The 18787-nt window shown below is 47.9% G+C and carries 21 protein-coding genes; 13 read left to right on the top strand and 8 right to left on the bottom strand.

The genetic code is table 11. From position 1 onward, the window contains the following. Positions 1-114: 114 nt before the first annotated feature. The 9 genes from ACJJIL_RS08055 to ACJJIL_RS08015 all read left to right on the top strand — a co-directional run bounded on the left by ACJJIL_RS08055 (position 115) and on the right by ACJJIL_RS08015 (position 9156). Positions 115-822, top strand: coding sequence for a TVP38/TMEM64 family protein (locus ACJJIL_RS08055; RefSeq protein ID WP_445361642.1), 708 nt, complete (start codon positions 115-117; stop codon positions 820-822). After that, positions 822-3065 (top strand): glucosidase family protein, encoded by a 2244-nt coding sequence (locus tag ACJJIL_RS08050; protein ID WP_445361641.1) that lies wholly within the window; start codon positions 822-824, stop codon positions 3063-3065. Before ACJJIL_RS08055 ends, ACJJIL_RS08050 begins: the two co-directional genes overlap by 1 nt. After that, positions 3062-4336 carry a glycosyltransferase gene (locus tag ACJJIL_RS08045; RefSeq protein WP_445361640.1) on the top strand — a complete coding sequence of 425 codons (1275 nt, stop codon included), beginning with the start codon at positions 3062-3064 and terminating at the stop codon, positions 4334-4336. The genes ACJJIL_RS08050 and ACJJIL_RS08045 overlap by 4 nt, the downstream gene beginning before the upstream one ends. Positions 4337-4346: 10 nt before the next feature. Continuing rightward, positions 4347-6776 (top strand): endonuclease/exonuclease/phosphatase family protein, encoded by a 2430-nt coding sequence (locus ACJJIL_RS08040; protein ID WP_445361639.1) that lies wholly within the window; start codon positions 4347-4349, stop codon positions 6774-6776. A 239-nt stretch (positions 6777-7015) separates the two neighbouring features. Beyond that, positions 7016-7696 (top strand): Bax inhibitor-1/YccA family protein, encoded by a 681-nt coding sequence (locus ACJJIL_RS08035; RefSeq protein ID WP_444913338.1) that lies wholly within the window; start codon positions 7016-7018, stop codon positions 7694-7696. Positions 7697-7761: 65 nt separating this feature from the next. Beyond that, the gene (gene tusD, locus ACJJIL_RS08030) at positions 7762-8154 is read left to right on the top strand and encodes a sulfurtransferase complex subunit TusD (protein WP_192879334.1); all 393 of its coding nucleotides are present in this window, start codon (positions 7762-7764) and stop codon (positions 8152-8154) included. A 2-nt stretch (positions 8155-8156) separates the two neighbouring features. After that, the gene (tusC, locus tag ACJJIL_RS08025; protein ID WP_444933470.1) at positions 8157-8519 is read left to right on the top strand and encodes a sulfurtransferase complex subunit TusC; all 363 of its coding nucleotides are present in this window, start codon (positions 8157-8159) and stop codon (positions 8517-8519) included. 1 nt (position 8520) lies between these two features. Then, complete coding sequence (tusB, locus tag ACJJIL_RS08020; RefSeq protein WP_445361638.1) at positions 8521-8814, top strand: sulfurtransferase complex subunit TusB; 294 nt, start codon at positions 8521-8523, stop codon at positions 8812-8814. Between the two features lie 6 nt (positions 8815-8820). Next, positions 8821-9156 (top strand): TusE/DsrC/DsvC family sulfur relay protein, encoded by a 336-nt coding sequence (locus ACJJIL_RS08015; RefSeq protein WP_444933472.1) that lies wholly within the window; start codon positions 8821-8823, stop codon positions 9154-9156. Between the two features lie 254 nt (positions 9157-9410). On the opposite strand, the gene ACJJIL_RS08010 is transcribed toward ACJJIL_RS08015, so the two are convergent. The 4 genes from ACJJIL_RS08010 to ACJJIL_RS07995 all read right to left on the bottom strand — a co-directional run bounded on the left by ACJJIL_RS08010 (position 9411) and on the right by ACJJIL_RS07995 (position 11890). Next, positions 9411-9755 carry a hypothetical protein gene (locus ACJJIL_RS08010; protein ID WP_445361637.1) on the bottom strand — a complete coding sequence of 115 codons (345 nt, stop codon included), beginning with the start codon at positions 9753-9755 and terminating at the stop codon, positions 9411-9413. Beyond that, positions 9748-10512 carry a hypothetical protein gene (locus tag ACJJIL_RS08005; protein ID WP_445361636.1) on the bottom strand — a complete coding sequence of 255 codons (765 nt, stop codon included), beginning with the start codon at positions 10510-10512 and terminating at the stop codon, positions 9748-9750. The genes ACJJIL_RS08010 and ACJJIL_RS08005 overlap by 8 nt, the downstream gene beginning before the upstream one ends. A gap of 89 nt (positions 10513-10601) precedes the next feature. Next, the gene (locus tag ACJJIL_RS08000; RefSeq protein ID WP_445361635.1) at positions 10602-11075 is read right to left on the bottom strand and encodes a hypothetical protein; all 474 of its coding nucleotides are present in this window, start codon (positions 11073-11075) and stop codon (positions 10602-10604) included. Between the two features lie 11 nt (positions 11076-11086). Continuing rightward, a complete protein-coding gene (locus ACJJIL_RS07995) occupies positions 11087-11890 on the bottom strand; it encodes a hypothetical protein (protein WP_445361634.1) in 804 nt (267 codons plus the stop codon). Positions 11891-12263: 373 nt separating this feature from the next. Between ACJJIL_RS07995 and ACJJIL_RS07990 the strand changes: the two genes are divergently transcribed. The 4 genes from ACJJIL_RS07990 to ACJJIL_RS07975 all read left to right on the top strand — a co-directional run bounded on the left by ACJJIL_RS07990 (position 12264) and on the right by ACJJIL_RS07975 (position 15459). Then, a complete protein-coding gene (locus tag ACJJIL_RS07990) occupies positions 12264-12398 on the top strand; it encodes a hypothetical protein (RefSeq protein WP_445361633.1) in 135 nt (44 codons plus the stop codon). Positions 12399-12936: 538 nt separating this feature from the next. Then, positions 12937-14052: an agmatine deiminase family protein gene (locus ACJJIL_RS07985; protein ID WP_445361632.1), complete on the top strand. Its 1116-nt coding sequence runs from the start codon at positions 12937-12939 to the stop codon at positions 14050-14052. A gap of 99 nt (positions 14053-14151) precedes the next feature. Beyond that, positions 14152-14430 (top strand): hypothetical protein, encoded by a 279-nt coding sequence (locus tag ACJJIL_RS07980; protein WP_445361631.1) that lies wholly within the window; start codon positions 14152-14154, stop codon positions 14428-14430. A gap of 306 nt (positions 14431-14736) precedes the next feature. Then, entirely contained in the window at positions 14737-15459 is a 723-nt protein-coding gene (locus ACJJIL_RS07975) for a S26 family signal peptidase (RefSeq protein ID WP_445361630.1), read from the top strand. A gap of 175 nt (positions 15460-15634) precedes the next feature. Here the strand turns inward: ACJJIL_RS07975 and ACJJIL_RS07970 are convergent, their stop codons facing one another. The 4 genes from ACJJIL_RS07970 to ACJJIL_RS07955 are packed head-to-tail and all read right to left on the bottom strand — an operon-like array spanning position 15635 to position 18439. Further along, positions 15635-17104, bottom strand: a complete 1470-nt coding sequence (locus ACJJIL_RS07970) for a PQQ-binding-like beta-propeller repeat protein (RefSeq protein ID WP_445361629.1) — start codon at positions 17102-17104, stop codon at positions 15635-15637. A 27-nt stretch (positions 17105-17131) separates the two neighbouring features. Next, on the bottom strand, positions 17132-17389 hold the full coding sequence (locus ACJJIL_RS07965) for a hypothetical protein (RefSeq protein ID WP_445361628.1): 258 nt from the start codon (positions 17387-17389) through the stop codon (positions 17132-17134). A 43-nt stretch (positions 17390-17432) separates the two neighbouring features. Next, positions 17433-17636 carry a hypothetical protein gene (locus ACJJIL_RS07960; RefSeq protein WP_445361627.1) on the bottom strand — a complete coding sequence of 68 codons (204 nt, stop codon included), beginning with the start codon at positions 17634-17636 and terminating at the stop codon, positions 17433-17435. Next, positions 17633-18439 carry a hypothetical protein gene (locus ACJJIL_RS07955; protein ID WP_413662374.1) on the bottom strand — a complete coding sequence of 269 codons (807 nt, stop codon included), beginning with the start codon at positions 18437-18439 and terminating at the stop codon, positions 17633-17635. Before ACJJIL_RS07955 ends, ACJJIL_RS07960 begins: the two co-directional genes overlap by 4 nt. Between the last annotated feature and the right edge of the window lie 348 nt (positions 18440-18787).

Raw genomic sequence — 18787 nt, 5'->3', positions numbered from 1 at the left:
CCGAACAGAAACTGTGTAGACGCCATTAAGAAGCATCACCTGTCGCGATCCTTTAGCTAGGCTAGTTAATGGCGGCAATCAAAACCGTATTTCTTTGGTTCCGTGGAAAACCCTATGGCGGTGAAGTTTATTCCTCTATTGATTCTCGCGGTTTGCACTATCGCCGTGGCTGGGGTGTTGAGCTTATTGGTTTATTTTGACCTGGATGATCAGATTATTGAGCTGATGCAGTGGCTCAATGAGCAGGGCTGGCAGACAAGTTTGCTATTTATCTTAATTGTGGCCGCAGCAATCGTCTTTTTACTCCCTGGCGTCATTTTTACCATGGGGGCGGGGTTCGTATTTGGCGTTATAAAAGGAACTCTACTGGTTATTGCCGGCACCGTACTCGGGGCAACCCTCGCATTTCTTATTGCCCGCTACCTTCTCGGCGCGAAGCCCTCTCGGTGGGTTATGTCTCATATCAAGCCCGCGACTGTTGGTGAAGTAATTCGTCGCGAGGGCTGGCAAATGATTATGTTGACCCGACTGGTTCCCCTATTTCCCTTCAAGTTGTCGAACTACTTCTTTGGACTGACTCCAGTTCGACTGCGTGACTTTGTGATCGGAAATTTCCTTGGAATTATCCCTCTTACATTGCACAACGTTTACATCGGCTCCATCGCAGCAGATCTCACCTCCCTGGGCAAGGTTGAGGAGCGCACTCCAATTCAGTGGGGATTTTATATTGCCGGATTCGCCCTGGCCGTCATCGCACTAATCGGGCTCACCCGAATGGCTCGCCGTGCATTGAAAAGAATTATTAAAGAAGAGGATCTCTGATGCCTTGGATGAAATGGCTACCTTGGCGCTTCTTCGTACGCCGCTTTGCCACCGCTCACGGTTTCCTTGATCCACTCACATTGATGGCGCATCTACAGCGCTTTGCCGAGCCTTCAGAGGTGAGTGAGCCCATCGAGCTGCTACGCGCAGGAGCGGTATTTCACGCTCGAGCACTGATCAACAGCAAAGTCATACAACACAACCTGGACTGGGTGTGGCCCTACTGGATTCAGCGCCAGTTTGATCCCTATGACAAGTCGTTTATCCCTCGGGCTTTTTCCATTAGCCACTGCAATTTAAGCCACCGCAATTGGACCGCTGTAGGTATACCAGACTGCGAAGAATTGCCAATTATCGACCCCCGAGGCCTGCTTACACCTCACTACGATGGCTGGTCTATCGATGTCTGGGTCATCAGCGATAGCGGTGAAGAGCTAATGCCTTCTACCCTCGGCTTCTGCAACCAGCACCAGGAACTGGGAGATGATATTGCAATAGTTACCGAATCCCATCGTCGGGGTCTGAAGTTGCACAATAGGGCCTCAGTGAGCCTGCTCCAAGGCCACCCCCGCAGTGTGCTTGAACTCAATGCCCAGTGCCCGGGAGGCGGCTGGTTAATGGTGGTCTTGCGCCCCTGCAATCCGGAGGGCGTCAGCTTTGTTCACAAGGTTCGCCTGGGCGATAGCGGGCGCAATTGGCTTATTGAAGACAAGGCCGCCGTAGAGTTCAGCCAGCCGGTAGACAAACACCTGGCATCCAATTACAAGCGGGGCGATATCTACCTCCATCTCCGGGACAAGGAAAGCAATCGCGAGGGGCTCTGCGATATTGGCATGGCCTCCGCTGCAGCTATGTTTCGTATCGAAGACCGAAAATCCCGCAAGATTGAGGTTGCTATTCCACTGGTCACAGAGGAGAGTAAGCAGCGCTCTCCCCTTTGCTGGGAACACGTCCTAGAAGGTCACTGCGCCCTGACCGTTCCCGACGAAAAGTTTCAGTTTCTCTACGACTCAGCAATACGCACCCTTATTCTCCACTCTCCCAAAGATGTCTACCCAGGCCCTTACACGTATAAACGGTTTTGGTTTCGGGACGCGGCATTTATGATTCAATCGCTGCTTTATGCCGGACTGACAGACCGCGCAGAAAGAGCTCTGGAGCAATTTCCCCACCGGCAAAAGCGGGATGGTTTTTTTCACTCCCAGGATGGCGAATGGGACTCCAATGGTGAAGCCCTGTGGATATTCAATCTCTATTGTGAATTAACCGGTAAACCCTTAAAGCAGCCGTGGTGCGAACCTGTCGTCAGGGGTGCCAAATGGATTATCAACAAGCGCCTGCCGAATGATGGTAGCCCCTGTGGGGGGCTGCTCCCAGCGGGATTCAGTGCGGAACACCTGGGGCCCAACGACTGCTACTACTGGGACGACTTCTGGGGCGTCGCCGGTCTGCAGAGTGCCGCCAGTATTTGCACGCGCGAAGGTATGGATGACAACGCCCATCGCTTCAATACCGCGGCCAGCGACTTCCAGAGCACTATTGATCAAAGCTTGCAGGATGCACAGGACCGCCTGGGCCGCCCCGCGATGCCCGCCTCACCAAACCGGCGCCTGGACGCCGGTGCCGTAGGGTCGATCGCCGCAGGCTATCCCTTACAACTCTACCCACCAGAGGACCCGAGGCTGGTAGATCTGGCGGAATACCTGATGGAAAAGTGCTTTGTGAGCGGCGGATTTTTCCAGGACATGATCCACTCCGGTATTAACGCCTACCTCACCCTCCACATTGCCCAGGTATTGCTTCGCGCTGGAGATGCCCGCTGTATTGACCTTATGCGCAGTGTGGCAGAACTGGCATCGCCAACAGGACAATGGCCGGAAGCCATCCACCCCCATTCTCTCGGCGGATGCATGGGGGATGGACAGCACGCCTGGGCAGCGGCTGAGTGGGTGGCGATGCAACGCAATTGCTTTGTCCGCGAAGAGCAGGACGCTCTGGTTCTCATCTCCGGGCTCCCCCCCGAGTGGCTCGACGGTACTGATTCAGATCAGCCCATCCGCTTTGGGCCCGCGCCCACCCGGTTTGGCTTGGTTACCCTGGAAATTCAACCTGGCTCCACGCCAACAGTCTCTTGGGCTGCCGATTGGCATGGGAAGCCCCCACCTATAGCCATTAAGGCCATCGGATTCCGGCCAGTGCTAATCACCGACGAATCGCAGAGTGCGGAGTTGAGCCCCAAGTGAATATCGTGATGCTCACCAACACCTACTTACCTCACGTGGGCGGCGTTGCGCACTCCGTCGCCGCGTTTAGTGAGGAATATCGCAAACGTGGGCACAAAGTACTGGTGATCGCACCCGAGTTCCCGCAAAAGTCTGACGATGAAGAACATGTTCTGAGAATTCACTCAATCCAGAATTTTAATGGCACCGACTTTTCCATGGCACTGCCATTCTCAGGCGTCTTGAATGATGCCCTGGATAAATTCCGTCCGGATATCCTTCATGCCCACCACCCTTTTCTCCTGGGACTGACAGCCCTACGTCTTTCGCGAGAGCGCGAGCTACCGCTCGTTTTTACCCATCACACATTGTACGAACACTACACCCACAACTTGATGGGAGATTCACAAGCACTCAAACGCTTTGTAATGGAAGTTGCCACCCGCTTCGCCAATAAAGCTAATCTGGTCCTGGCCCCAAGCCTGAGTGTTGTGAGACTTCTCCGGGAGCGAGGGGTACAAACTCCAATCGCGGAAGTCCCTACGGGAGTGCACCCAGAGCAATACGCCCATGGAGAGGGGAGTAAGCTCAGGAAAAAACTGAAAATACCCGCATCAGCATTCTTGTTGGGACACTTGGGCCGCTTTGGGAAGGAAAAAAACCTGGTTTTTCTTTGTCAGGCCGTTGCCAAATTTTTACAGGAATATCCATCCGCACACTTTCTTCTCGCTGGCAGCGGCCCACTGGAAGATCAGCTCCAGCAGTTTTTTACCGACAAAAAATTAATGCAACGTGTACATATGCCGGGGAAAGTCATTGGTGATGCCCGCCGGGATGTCTACAGCGCGATGGACACCTTTCTATTTACTTCCACTACTGAAACCCAAGGTCTAGTGCTGTCTGAGGCAATGGCCTCTGGGGTTCCCGTGATCGCCCTGGAAGCCAATGGATCGAGAGATATATTGAAGCAAGGTATTAACGGCTGCCTGGTAACCAAAGAATCGCTCAATGATTTTGTGGCGGCGATACGCTGGTTCCACAACCTGTCTGACGACCACCGCCAACAGATGATTAAGGAAGCCAGAATTACGGCCCAGGACTTTTCCATGAATAGCTGTGCCCAGCGTGCACTGGATCTGTATCAACCCCTCGTGCACTACAACTGGCCGCTTGATAACTCTATTTATGCGCGATGTATACGCACTGGAAAATTAATCACCATACAGTGGGAGATTTTCGAGGGCTTCACAGAAGCCGCAGGCGCAGCCTTGAATCAACCACCCAAGCGTTAGTCCAGAAACTATGTTAAGCCGTATCGGACTATCAATCAGACGCTGGCGCCGCCGACTCAGTCGCAGCGAATGGATTACTCGCTTGCTCGGACTATCCACCAACCCAAACAGCCCCCATGCCCCAGGGCTAATTTTGATCCAGATTGACGGACTGGCCTACCCCGAACTTCTCAAAGCACTGGCACGAGGGCGAATGCCATTTCTGAAGCGGCTAATTAGAAAAGAACACTATCGCCTGGAGCATATGTACCCGGGAGTCCCCTCGACAACTCCTGCAGTACAGGCCGAACTTTTTTATGGAGTGCGCCAGGCCGTACCTGCATTTGGCTTCCTCGTCCACGAAACGCAAAAACTCGGACGGATGTACGATCCTGAGGTTGCCGCCCTGGTCGAAAAAAGAATTAAGACTCAACACCGCGATCCACTGTTGCGTGGGGGCAGCTGTTATCTCAGCCTATTTAAAGCCGGCACAAAAACCGGTGAAGCGCACTTCTGCCCCGCCGACCAGGGATGGGGCCCGGCACTGCGCGAAGCCAGCCCCATGGCAATCGCCATTCTGATTGTCACCAATATTTGGAGCCTTGTTCGCACTACCGCGTTAATTTTGATCGAGCTGGTTTTATCTCTAGTCGACTGCGTACGCGGGATAATCGGTGGCCAAAACCTGATTAAGGAATTGATGTTTATTCCCACACGGGTCGCCATCACCATTCTCACGAGAGAGCTGTGCACCATGGGGGTGAAAGTTGATATCACCCGCGGCCTGCCGATTATTTATATCAACCTGCTTGGTTACGATGAGCAGTCCCACCGGCGCGGGCCGCAATCGGCCTTTGCCCACTGGGTATTGAAGGGGATAGACAGTGCGATAGCCAAAATCTGGAAGGCCGCTCACGGCTCTGAGCGACGGCACTACGACGTATGGATTTTTTCAGACCACGGCCAGGAACAAACAGTGGCCTATGAAGAGGTCAACGGGCGCAGCCTTGGCGATGCCCTTTCGGAAGCTCTATCCAATTTACCTTCAGCGCCGCAGATCAAATCTACCACTATCCCCAAAAAAGTCCGTTTCGAGCGAGCTCGACTGTTCGGTAGTGAGTGGATGGACAAAAGCAGCATCGAGGAGGAGTCCACGCAAGAGGGCGATAGAACGCCTACTGCCATAGCGGCCCTGGGCCCAATCGCGATGCTGTACAACATTGATCTGAACGGTACCAGCCGGGCAGATGCCGCCAAAAGGATGGTGGAGCAAGCCAAAGTGCCCCTAGTACTCTATCTGGAAGACCCATCCTCCCCCGCTTCCTCACCAGTGCGTGGATGGTGGAAAGATGGCCCCATCAAGCTTCCTGAAGACGGACGCAAGCTGATGGGGGACGAACACCCCTACCCGGTTGAAGCCGCAGAGGATATGGCCAGCCTGTGCCGGCACCCGGACTCTGGCGACTTTATGATGTACGGCTGGTGTGCCGGTATGCGGCAACCCATGACTTTCGCCATGGAAAATGGCAGTCACGGCGGCTCCGGCCCCAATGAAACCCATGCCTTCGCCCTGATGCCAGAGGATATCCAGCCCCCAGACCCCAGTCGGGGCTACTGGCGCCCGCAGGATCTGCGCTCCACAGCCCGCGCCTACCTCCGTGGCGCCCGCCCCATGAAGGTAGATAACCACAGGATGCCAAAAACTGTTTTGCGCATCATGACCTACAACGTGCACAGTTGCCGAGGGCTGGATGGCAAGCTCTCCCCACAGCGAATTGCCCGGGTAATTGCCCGCTATCGCCCGGATGTGGTGGCATTACAAGAACTGGATGTCATGCGCAAACGCACCGGAGGCCTCGACCAGGCTGAGAGACTTGCTCGCCTACTGGCAATGGACCTGCACTTCCAGCCAACCATAAATATGAAAGAGGAGCGCTACGGCGATGCGATCCTCACCCATCTCCCCGCCCGACTCATCAAGAAAGGGATTTTGCCCGGCCCTCCCTCCGGCAAAGGGGGGCTTTTTAACCCTGCTGCAGACGAACCTCGCGGAGCTGTTTGGGTGGAAATCGAGGCCAATGGCAAACCTATCCAGATTATCAACACCCACCTGGGGCTATCCCGTGCAGAGCGGCTGCGTCAGGTAGATGCCCTTCTCGGCCCCGAATGGCTTAGCAATCCCCGCTGCACCGGAGAGCGAGTGCTGCTGGGAGACTTCAACGCGCTACCCAACTCTGCCGAGTGCAAGCGACTCGGAGGCTATCTCAGGGATGCCCAGGAACAGGCGCCCCGCCACAACCCCAAAGGGACCTTCCTCAAGGTCCGTATCGATCACATGTTCCTAAGTGCGGGACTCAATGTGAAACGGGTACGGGTGCCCAGGACATCGCTGACCCGCCAAGCCTCAGATCACCTGCCATTGATCGTGGATATCGACCTACCCATCAAGGGTGGAAAGTAATCGATCTCGGTTTATCGAGCCCCACACTCTTCGCACCCTCCAACCCGAGCGATAACACTTGAAAAATGCCCCACAGCCCCCACAATAAGCGGAGAATATTTGAATAAATCCTTTAAAAATATAGGGTTTTTGTGAATTCATAGAGACTGGCAGACGGACGCTAAAAGGGTTTTCCCGACTTGAAGGTCCCCACTGCGAGCTATATGATTCTTCTATCACTTAATAGCAGGAGTCGCTAAATGCAACCGCAAGCTTATACTCAAACCCGCGCACTGGATCGCTCGGAATCGGCGAAGGTGTTGCGCAATACCTATGCCCTACTGGCAATGACCGTTCTCTTCAGTGCCATTACCGCCGGCATTTCCATGTCTATTGGCATGGGTCGTGGCATGAGCCTGGTCTGCTCCCTCGGAGCCCTGGCCCTCATCTGGTTCGTATTACCGCGCACAGCAAACTCCGCCGCAGGTGTGGGTGTTGTGTTCGCATTTACTGGCCTGCTAGGCGCCTCACTTGGCCCAATGCTTAACCACTACTTAAGCATTCCTGGCGGCGGTCAGATCGTTATGCAAGCCCTGGGTACCACTGCAGTGATCTTCTTTGCCCTGTCTGCCTACGTGTTGACTACCCGCAAAGACTTCAGCTTTATGGGCGGTTTCCTGGCTGTTGGCCTGATCGCGGTACTGGTATGTATCCTGGGCGTAGTCATCGCTGGCTTCTTCGGCATCCACATGCCGCTGTTTAGCGTTGCCCTGAGTGGCGTGATCGCCCTACTGATGTCTGGTTTCATTCTTTACAACACCAGCCAAATCATCAATGGTGGCGAGACCAACTACCTGATGGCGACCGCCTCCCTGTACCTGAATATCCTCAACCTGTTCACCAGCCTGCTGCATATCTTTGGATTTGCTTCAGACGACTAAGCAACAGCCTTGTTGAGCAAGTCACAATGCCCCGCACCGCGGGGCATTTTACTATTTGGCCCCCTATGAAGTTTTCCCTAGCCATCTACTCAGCCCCCCACAGCACCCAGTCTTCATCCAGTGCACTCCGGTTTGCCAAAGCCCTCCTAGAGCAAGGCCACGAAATTTATCGAGTGTTTTTCTACTGCGACGGCGTACAAAACAGCAATGCCATTGCCGCCCCTCCCCAGGACGAAACTGACCTGACTTCAGAATGGCAGGCACTGGGCCACCAGCACCAATTGGACTTGGTAGTTTGTATTGCCGCTGCGCAACGGCGCGGTGTGCTGAATCAGAGAGAGGCCGAGCGCCTGGAAAGACCCGCCGCCAACTTGGCAGAGGGTTTTGAGCTGGCTGGGCTCGGCCAACTAACCGACGCTGTCGCCAACTCCGATCGCCTGATTACCTTTGGAGGCTGAGCATGAGTACTAAATCATTGGCCCTATGCCGCACCGCCCCCTACGGCAATGCCCTGGCGCGGGAAGGTATCGAAGCCGCACTGGCAGCGGCGGCGATGGAACAGGACATGGACCTGCTATTTCTCGGCGATGGGGTATTCCAATTGCTGGACCAGCAATCACCTGCGGATATCGGCCAGAAAAGCCTGCGACGCAACTTGCAGGCTCTGCCGATGTTTGGCATTGAGCAGTTTTTCGTTTGTGAGAAAAGCCTCGCTGAACGCAATATCACCCTGGAGCAGATCCAGGTTGCCGGCGTAGAAACTAAAACCGTAAAAGATACTGGCTCACTGATCGCCGCCTACCTCACCGTATTGAGCTTCTGATATGACTTTGCATATTGTCAGTAAATCCCCTTATACCAGCAGTGCCCTTAAAGAATGCCTGGGTGCTTTTGCTCAGGATGACTCGCTCCTGCTTATTGAAGATGGTGTCTATGCGCTAAGGTACGAGGCTCTGGAAACGGTGCCAAGTACCCAAATTTTCTGCCTTGAAGCAGACGCCACTGCCCGAGGCCAGCAGCAACTTGCAGCAAATATGGATAGAGTGGAAATGATCGATGATGCGCGCTGGGTACAGCTCTGTACCGAGCATCAACCCATAGTCAGCTGGTTTCGGTAACAAAAAATGAGCAACCTAGTAGTCAATGGCCAGGAAATCCCCTTGGACAAAGAGGGTTACCTGCGCAACCTCAGCGACTGGAGCCGGGACGCCGCCCTTCAGTTAGCCAATGCTGAGGGCATCGAGTTAACCGAGGAACACTGGCAAGTTATTGGGCTGTTGCAAGAATTTTACCGCGAGTTTGAACTCTCCCCCGCGATGCGCCCGCTGGTGAAATATATTGGCCAGCATCTCGGTGCAGAAAAGGGCCGCAGTATCTATTTGATGCAGCTCTTCCCCCCAAGCCCAGCAAAAATGGCCAGTAAAATTGCCGGCTTACCTAAGCCGACCAACTGCTTGTAATCCCCTATGCTTGGCCAGGTAAGCTAGAAACAACCTGGCCGACAGACTATCTAAATGAACTTAATCTAACCAACCTATAAGGCCAGCTCTCTTTTGTAAGTTCTTTGCCCCTTGGTCCCAAATCCATATGTACTGCAAACTACACCCATGACTCAGGGTCCCAGCGGTTTGCTAAACCTTACCGGGCAGAGGGCTTCCATCTCCAATCTTTTGCCGATTTAACTCTGCGCACTGGGTGTCCAAATCGTGTATCCCTAAAGCTCCAACAAACTCTTATCCTCCACGTTAACTGTTGCCCCACAAAGCACCAATGCCTCACAAAAAACTTCAAGATCGCGGTGAAATCCGGTTGGGCCTTCAGCGTGGCAGCGTAGCCGATTACCCTGCTGTTCAAATTCATAAAAAGTAGGACGACTATAGTTACACCAGTCGTCCAGCACTTTATCCATTAAAGCCAGGGAGTCTGGGTTAAGAGCTTCCAACCGCTCTTCGAGGTAAGCGCCCAGCTGTCCATCACACAAACCTTGAATTAAAACTATCCAGTCTGACAATCGGGCCTGTGGGACATTAATATCAATAGCAAATTGATTGTCACTCATACTCAGCAACCACTTCTTGCCAGATTTTTTTAATACTAGGGTCTACTGGGTTATTAGCGATATGATTATAAAAACGTTTTAAAAAATCTATTTGCTGTGATTGATCATCCAATATGACTTTCGGGTTAAAATCAAAATAATTATTCAAGAATCGCCTTATAAAATATATACAATACTCAACAGCCTTGGAATCGGAATTGTTGAGGTCACCAAGAGCATCCAGACAAGAAAAAAAGTAGTCTAGGCGCTCCATCAGGAGAGTTGGATAACCCTTACGTAAGTAACTCCCTATACATCCACACATTCGATCAAATAAATCATAAGGGTCAACATCCAACTCAACTACTTTCTGGTCTCTGCCGACAGGGACCCGGCTTTTAACCAACGAACGGAAATCTTTAGAGTGAAAATAATCGAAAAATCTTAGCCGTGACTCCTGATCCCAAAAAAATTTTTCATAATCACTTGTTAAACTATCGTAAAAATACCGCTTAAAAGCCTCAGGTTTTACCCTTTCATCCATAAAAGCAAAGTCCCAGCCCTCTGCCTCTTGTAGTGGAAAATACAAAACCATAGACCCACTACGAGCTAACTCAAAATCTTCACATACCCCTGTTAAAAAAGCATTTTTTATTTTTAAAACCCTTTCTCGGCGGTTGTCCTCTTTTAAAAATGCTTCAATGGGCTTCCAACGTTCTAAACGTTGAGATATCCACTGAGGGTCTTTTGTAAATTTTAAATCGGGCTGAATCAACATATCTAATCCTCTGCAACGGCCACATCAGCAACTTCATCAAAGCCTAGACAGGCTAAACTACTGATCACTTCGTTCGATAAAACCTGGCATTAGTCTTCTTCACATCCCACCAAAACCTGAGTTAAAAAATACTCCCGCACGTCATTTGGCAATACAGCTAACCATTCAGCCAAAGCGGTATTTTCATCATCACCTTCCTGGCTAAACTCCCCAACAAAACGCAGGCCATCTCGCACGGCATAGTATTCAATATTGCCGCCATCCCGCTCAATCACGCCAAAAAGCTCTATACCTTTCCCCTGCTCCACAAGCTTTTTGGCAAAGTACATCCAGGCATCGGACAGGCTATAAATCACCACGCCACCCAATACCTCCTCGGCACCCTGCGTAGGCAGCGGTTCATTAACGAGGAGGGAATAGTCTAATTCTTCTAACGGTTCTTTAAACCCCGCTAATTGATAAAGCTCGGCCAGCACTGACCAGCTAATACAATTAAAAGTTACCAATAGTTTGGGTAAAACCACTTTAGGGTTCAGTATTAACAGCGTTCCATCAGCTTCCATAACCTAACCCCCTACCCTTCTTCCAAGGCTTCGGCGATAAAGCGCGGGAAATCCTCACCCAACTTATCTTTATGGGCATAAAATACATCAAAAAAATTCTTAGCTACGGCTATTTTATGGTCGCACTTTTTATCGGTAGGATCTATTATCCCATGGGCATATTGAATTAACTGTGTCATGCAGGATTTAGTCGACTCAATGCGTACTGGCGACCCCGGGGATAATGTCTGCCTGATTTTGTAGTACTCAAAATCAAACAGGCGGGCATCCAATAACGGGGGCATCGCATCCATAAAACGCGGTAGATACTCCAAATAGCATCCTATACCGTTATTCTCAGAATCTCTTAACCAGCTCGTAAGATTGTGTATAGCACAACTATAAGCAAAACTTGCATCAAGCGGGACTATTGATTCTTCTGTGGGAATCTCGATTTTTATAATCGAGTCCGGAAGCCAGATCTCCCCCCAAAGGCTCCAAACATAATAGGCATCATCTTCAGGGTGTGTGAATTGCCCAACCCTTCCTTCCAATAGGGCTTGTTGCAAGCTGGCAATCTGATGAGGCTTTAGTGGGTTATCTTTAAAGTAAGCAAAATAGTCTTCCCAGCCAGAAATCGTTTTCTCAGGATACAACCCAAGACCAACGACATGATTAGGCTCAGCTTTACGCCAATCGGTCTCATTAAATCCATGATGAAAAAATTCTTTATCTCTCTGAGTATAAACCCTCCCTCTTCCATCTTTCTGATCAGCATCTTCAATGCTTTCCCACTGAGCACCCCTAACAACTTTAAACTGGTAGTCTTCAAACATTTTGTCCCTCTAAAACAAACTCTTCAGATGCTTCTCTTATTAACTCAGAACTTACCCCTCAAGCACACCTCGAATAGAGTCAAAACTACAGTAGCTGGTTTTACCGCCCGAACTCAAACTCTGCCCCCACCAAAAAAAGAAGTATAAACCGCCAACACCATTGACAAAAGAGTGTAAACCTACAAAATTCTGGACATTCATCCAGTAAATTCACGCACAACCAATGACTCTACCTCGGAGCGGCCAGATATCTCTTGGCGCAACACCTTATTACTACTGCGTACCCCGCTATGTATGGCGAGCATTCCTTTGTGATCGGAACATTGTATCTGAAAAAGATTATGATTATCGGCGTGAGTAGATCGAAAACCGTATGCACAAGTTGGCTGAAGTTTTTGCCCTAGACCTTGCCGCCTATGCAGTAATGAGCAATCACTGCCATGTGATACTCTACATTGACAAGAAATCTACTGATAAGTGGTCTCTTTTCGAGGTGATTGATCGCTAGCAAAAATATTCAAGGCCTCTAATTTGGCCCGGCGCTATCTAAACGGCCATAGTTTGAACGCTACGAGCTTAAGACACTAGATCATGTCGCTTCGATATGGCGAGAACGCTTAACAGGTGTCAGCCGGTTCATGCGCTGTTTAAACGAGCCTATCGCTTACCAAGCTAATGCTGAAGACAAGTGCACGGGTCGCTGGAGCCTTAGCCAGTAAAGCTTCCCCCAACAATCTCTCTACAGGTCGTATCGCCCAGCAACAACCGGGCACTCTTAATATAAACAAATTATTTAATATAATATTAGTTAATTATACTTTTAAACAACAAGATAGATTAAGGCTCTATAGAGCGCACTCAAATAGGACAAACCCTCTTCAGACACACGACAACCCCACTTAAAAAGAAAATATATTTTAATATAATTTTTATATAGCAATTAGACTGCAAACTTCACATGAACTTATAGCCTTAAATGCAAAATGACATTAGACTTGAACCAATAAACCTCAGAAATTAACCATTCAAAATTGCAGTAAGCCATCATGATTGACCGACGACTATTTATTAAGATGAGTTCCCTTTTGTTCGGAGGCTCCTTACTCACAAAAAAAACAATAGCCTCGCAAAGCTTAGCCTATAGCTCGCTTCACATGCCTGATGAAAGTGGCCAACACAAAAGAACATGGATGGCTTTTGTTGCAAACAATTACATTTGGTCACACAAGCAAATTCCTGAGGTGAAAAGAAATCTGGCATTAATTGCGAATACAATTGCCAATTATGAGCCTGTATCTATCCTGGTGAGCAGAAAGGACTTACATGAAGCGAAAACACTACTGGATTTAGATGGTTCAAATTATGAAATTGAGCTACACACTTTTGAAATCGATGACTTGTGGCTCCGTGACACTGCCCCTATCTTCGTAAGATCCAGCTATGGAGAAAAAATCGCTTTAAACTTCAATTTCAATGGTTGGGGCAACAAACAGGAGCACTCACTAGACAAACATGTCGCCAAGTATATCGCTAATCGATCTGGAGCAATCCATGAGAGAGCAAATATCGTACTGGAGGGTGGATGCTTTGAAGTTGACGGCAATGGCACCGCAATAATGACTGAGAGCTGCATTCTCAATGAGAATCGCAATCCAGGATGGTCAAAGTCTGATATTGAGGAGGAACTCAAGGTACTACTCGGATTACGGAAGATTATTTGGCTCAAAGGTATTAAGGGTAAGGATATCACAGATGGCCATACCGATTTTTATGCACGCTTTATAAAGCCAGGTGAAGTGATAGTTAGCCGGGATAATTATCAATCCTCCTATGACTATTGGGTTACTCGTGAAAACATCAAAACATTAAGCAATAGTGTCGACGCAGATGAAAACCCACTTAAACTACATATTTTGGATACACCAGAAATTATTAACGAAAGATTTGGCACTAGAGACTTTGCCGCAGGCTATATTGGTTACTATATTTGTAACGGTGCAATAATCTCTCAAAAATTTGGTGATAAAAACGCAGACGCGAAAGCCAGAGCTATTTTACAAGAGGCCTTTCCAAATCATAATATTGAGCAAATAGCAATTGATGGAATTGCCTCTGGTGGTGGCAGTGTTCACTGTTCTACACAACAAGAAATAATAATTTAAGCATCAAGTTATCAGGCGCTCATCAAGCATAATGTATAGATCGCTAACATTATTGATAAAGAAGCACAAATCTGCAAAACACTAATACTCGAACAGCCAATGACTCCACCACAAAGCACCCAGATATCTCTTGACGCAACACCTTATTACCACTGCGTACCCCGCTGTGTACGACGAACATTCCTTTGCGGCCGGGATAGTGCATCTGGAAAAGATTATGATTATCGGCGTGAGTGGATTGAAAACCGTATACATAAGTTGGCTGAAGTTTTTTCCCTGGATATTGCCACCTATGCCGTAATGAGCAATCACTTCCATATGGTACTCTATATTGGCAAAAAATATTCACAGCCTCTAATTTGGCCCAGCGCAATCTAAACGGTGATGCTCTTGATCCCCTCGAGCTTAAGGTACTAGAAAATGTTGCTTTGATATGGTGAGAACGCTTAACGGATATCAGCTGGTTTATGCACTGCTTAAATAAGTCTGCCGCTCGCCAAGCTAACACTGAAGACAAGTGCACAGGTCACTTTTGAAAAGGCCATTTAAGCTGGATCAAGGCGCTATCGCTGCCTACATGGCCTATATCGACCTCAACTCTATCAAAATGTTACACTAGTCGTGTAACTAAGTGCTCACCAGAAAGCAATACTCCCTCTCCATTAAACAAGTAAAAATTCAAGCATGTTAAAAGGGCTTTTACGAGTTCGATCTCTACAATTATTTGCAGTACTTCTTAATGTGATTGTTCCTGGTGCAGGCCTAATGCTGATCAGGCGTTGGCAAGCAGCACTTTTTACCCACGCTGCGCTCATTACTCTAATCGTTACTCTATGCTGGTCTCGATGGGTCTTTGAACCCTTTGAGATTGTAATATTTCTTACTCTGGCGGGACTGGTCTATTTAGCTTCTACTGGCTTGTGTCTCAGTATACCCACCTTCCCTTCAAATAGGCTTATTCGCCAGTTTTTGCACACTAGTATATTCACATTCGCTTGCCTACTCGGTCTTACTGCGGGATTTCTTTACAAAGATCGTTGGCTGGGTATACATATAAACTATGTACCGAGCATGTCCATGTACCCAACACTAAAACCGGGGCAGTTCATTGTATTGGATACTTGGATATATCAGGACAGAGCACCCCAACCAGATGATGTGGTGGTATTTCATAGGGGAAATAAAGGTCTCAGGCTTGTCAAACGTGTAGCTCTATGGCCAGATGGCAAGCTGCAGCACGAGGGTTTATGGTATGTATTAGGCGACAATCAAGGTGCCAGCCATGATAGCCGATACTTTGGAGGGATTCACACCGAGCAGCTTGCGGGGCAGGTTAAACTAGTACTACTAACCATTGATCACCAGCATCAGTTATTGTCAGACGACACCTTGCGGGTGGTGCATTAGCTTACAAGATTAACTCTTTCAGGGGGGGGCGGGGCCAACCTCCCCTGCTTTGACCTTGGCTCACACAGTTTTGATCTATTCTACAAACTCACACTCCTCAAACACCTCTGGCATAAGCACTTTCATTGCACTTATTTTGATATCTTTCTTAATCTGTGGATGCCCCTAATCTATGCTAAGCAACATACTCTGCTTTAAGTTGAGTCAGCTGATTTTTATCCGTACACGAATAAAAACCTCTATCTTCAGCCCATTTTGAAAAACGTTTTTCCATAACGCTCAGATGCTCTTCAACCAACTCCTTCGATTGGCTACAGCCTGAATATTGAAATCGGATAATGCCATTAAAACTCGGCTCAGGAGTAAAGGGCCTATCCTGAAACCTCATCTCCATATAGTTGAAACTATAACGCTGGGCTTCATCACGAGTATAGATTTCACCAAAACGTAGAGTGTCATCCAGACTTTCGCAGGCAATTCTGATAACAAGTTCTTTCTCAGCGGTATTATCTGGCGAGTAGTCTAACTTGATATCCATGTCAAGCTTCGATTCAAACTCCAGCACCTCATCTAAATGTTGAGGGTCAACTTCCAATACTGGGCCTTGAGCGACATACTGTGTGTGTGTAACCAGAGAAAAATACTGCTTACCTGAGGCTCTATCATGGAAGTCATGGCCTCGAACATAATAGCCTTCGGGAAGATCAATACGGCGCTGCAAAGTTAAACTATCTATATCGTAAATCAGAATCACTCTATCATCAAAATGACTGTAATAAATATAGGAGTCATCAATATAAATAAACGGACCCCAGCGTCGATTAAGCGGTACTGTGGTTTCGGTGTCAATTCGATTGATCAGCTCACCACTGACAGCATTAATCAGCAGAATCTCCTTCAACGAAACCACATAAAGTACAACCCCAACTAACTGATAGATATCAACAGCATTGGGCATCTCACGCTCCCATACCACGCTGCCATCTTCATCGTTAATCCCCACCAATAAACCGCCACTAAAAGCATAGTGGCTACGCCCCTCAACCTGCTGACGAGACTCTACTTGCGGCCCAATAAATGTAACGATTGTACCCTCTATTAATATAGGCTGCAGGGCACTCTCGGATGGAAAATCTTGCTTATAAATCCAGACCTCATTTAAGTTAAGGTCATATTTGAAGAAATGCTCTGCCTTAACATCATAACCATATAGAAAATTATCTATTAAAACATCAGAAATAGAGCGAACTTCTTTAGAAACAAAGTTTCTTGAGTCAACATCAAAAACAGCCAAACTATTTTTAAATTTTTTCGGATAATTTAAGATGGTTGCTGGGAATCTATTTACCTCACCAACCAAGGGGTAAGCTGGAAAAATAACATCCAAAAACTCTTGTGGTAAATTCAATTCTCCCCCAGAACCATTTAAAAACAAAGCCCGATCTGACACCAAGTATCTTCTATACACACTCCCGGCAATTTGGTAAAAGTTAAAACGCTGATCATCACTCAAATATTCTTCATAAGTGACCTCACCATTCTTCAATTTAAAATTCCCGCCCACTCCTGCTGCTAGGTACAGAGTGTCTTTCTTCTCTGGATGACAATGGACGTAAACTCCCTCACAAAAACTATAAACCTTCATACCTAATCGCCCGATTTTATAATACTTTCATGAGCAATCAATGGGCATCCTAAACATTTCAATTGCCATGAGGTAACAGATAATTTGCTCAATATTCTTATCAATGTCATCCAGCCGTTTTAGATTACTGAGCGGAAGTAAGTCTGATATATTGTCAGCTGTCAAACGTTGCATTTCACCTTCTGTTTGCAAGTAAAAATAGCCTAGCCTAGAATCCCCCCCTGAGCTAGCGTCTTCTATTAACGGATCTTCTGCAGTATGCATAAAAACTATAGATGCACCCATTTTCTCCAAGTTCTTCTTCAACGATAATAAGGAATATGGAGCCTCAAACCATTCCAGCCATAAATAATTTTTCTCTCACCAATTTATCAGGTGGAAATAAAAGATCAACTAATTGAAAAATCCGCTTCCAGCCCGGCTTCACATCTTCAGAAAATGCTGGGCGACCTTTTGATGGTAATAGTGAACTCAGAGCTTCGATGATTTTATCATCGTCCGCATGCAGCAAAAAAGTAATAGCTAAGCTCATTCTTCCTGATCGCTTATTACGTTTTCCAAAGCTTCAGCTAATAGTGAAGGGGCATCATCAGCTTTAGCTACGGCAATTAACTTCCGTTTAAGCTCCAATCGATACGGACTTAACTCCGTATCATCGAGCCGCAACAAAACTTTGTACATATCCGACAAGGAATTTTTGTGAACAGGCGCCTTGACTAAATCGTGCAAGTCGCAATAGCGCACGCAATCCATAAAATAATCAAAGGTAAAACAACTGTAACTCCATTTATACTTAAATTCATCAGCAACTTCCCAGACTCGAGTAAAACCAACCATAAACCCCAATGGACTAACGGTAATCGCTCTTTGCTGAGAATTTTTCAGCATAAAATAATCTTTATTGAATAGAGCCTCAGCCACCATTTTTACCATTTTATCCCGCTCAGGAAAGCCATCCAGACAACCTGAAACATAACGTGCAGCACCATGCTGTTGTTCGCGTGCATAGCGTTTTGTAACGGCCTCACTCCAAAACTTTTTCGCCTGATCAACTGTTTCAAATGGCATGTAAGCAATACGATGCTTGAACTCAAACTTAATTATTTCACGCTCACCAGTATCTTCATCCTCTAAAAAACTGACTGGCTCCTTGCCAAACACATAAAACTCTCCTAAGTACTTGTTCAGCGGAGAGCCTCCCGCCACTTCAACATAGCGACGCCAATTTTCTTTACGCTTTTCTATCCATTGTGGGTCATCGGTTTTCCATAAATACTGGAACTGACCATAAACTTCACAGTCTTTTTGATAACTATGACCATAACCTGGCTTCACCCCATCATCTCCTCAAACATTTCTGAACACTCATCAAACATAAAGTATAAACCGCCAACACCATCGAAAAAAGAGTGTAAACCCACAAAATACTGGACATTAATCCAGCAAATGCGTGGACAATTAATGGCCCTACCGCGAAGCATCCAAATATCTCTTGATGAAACACCATATTACCATTGCATATCCCGCTGGGTGCACCGAGCATTCCTTTGTGGTCGGGATACTGTACCTGGAAAAGATTATGATTATCGGCGTGAGTGGATTGAAAACCGTATGTATAAGTTAGCTGAAGTTTTTCCCTGGATATTGCCACCTATGCCGTAATGAGTAATTACTTCCGCGTGG

The sequence above is a fragment of the Microbulbifer maximicatervae (SeqCode) genome, from assembly GCF_052468095.1.
Note: the sequence above shows the minus strand (reverse complement) of the source record. Positions and strands in the feature narration are given on the sequence as shown.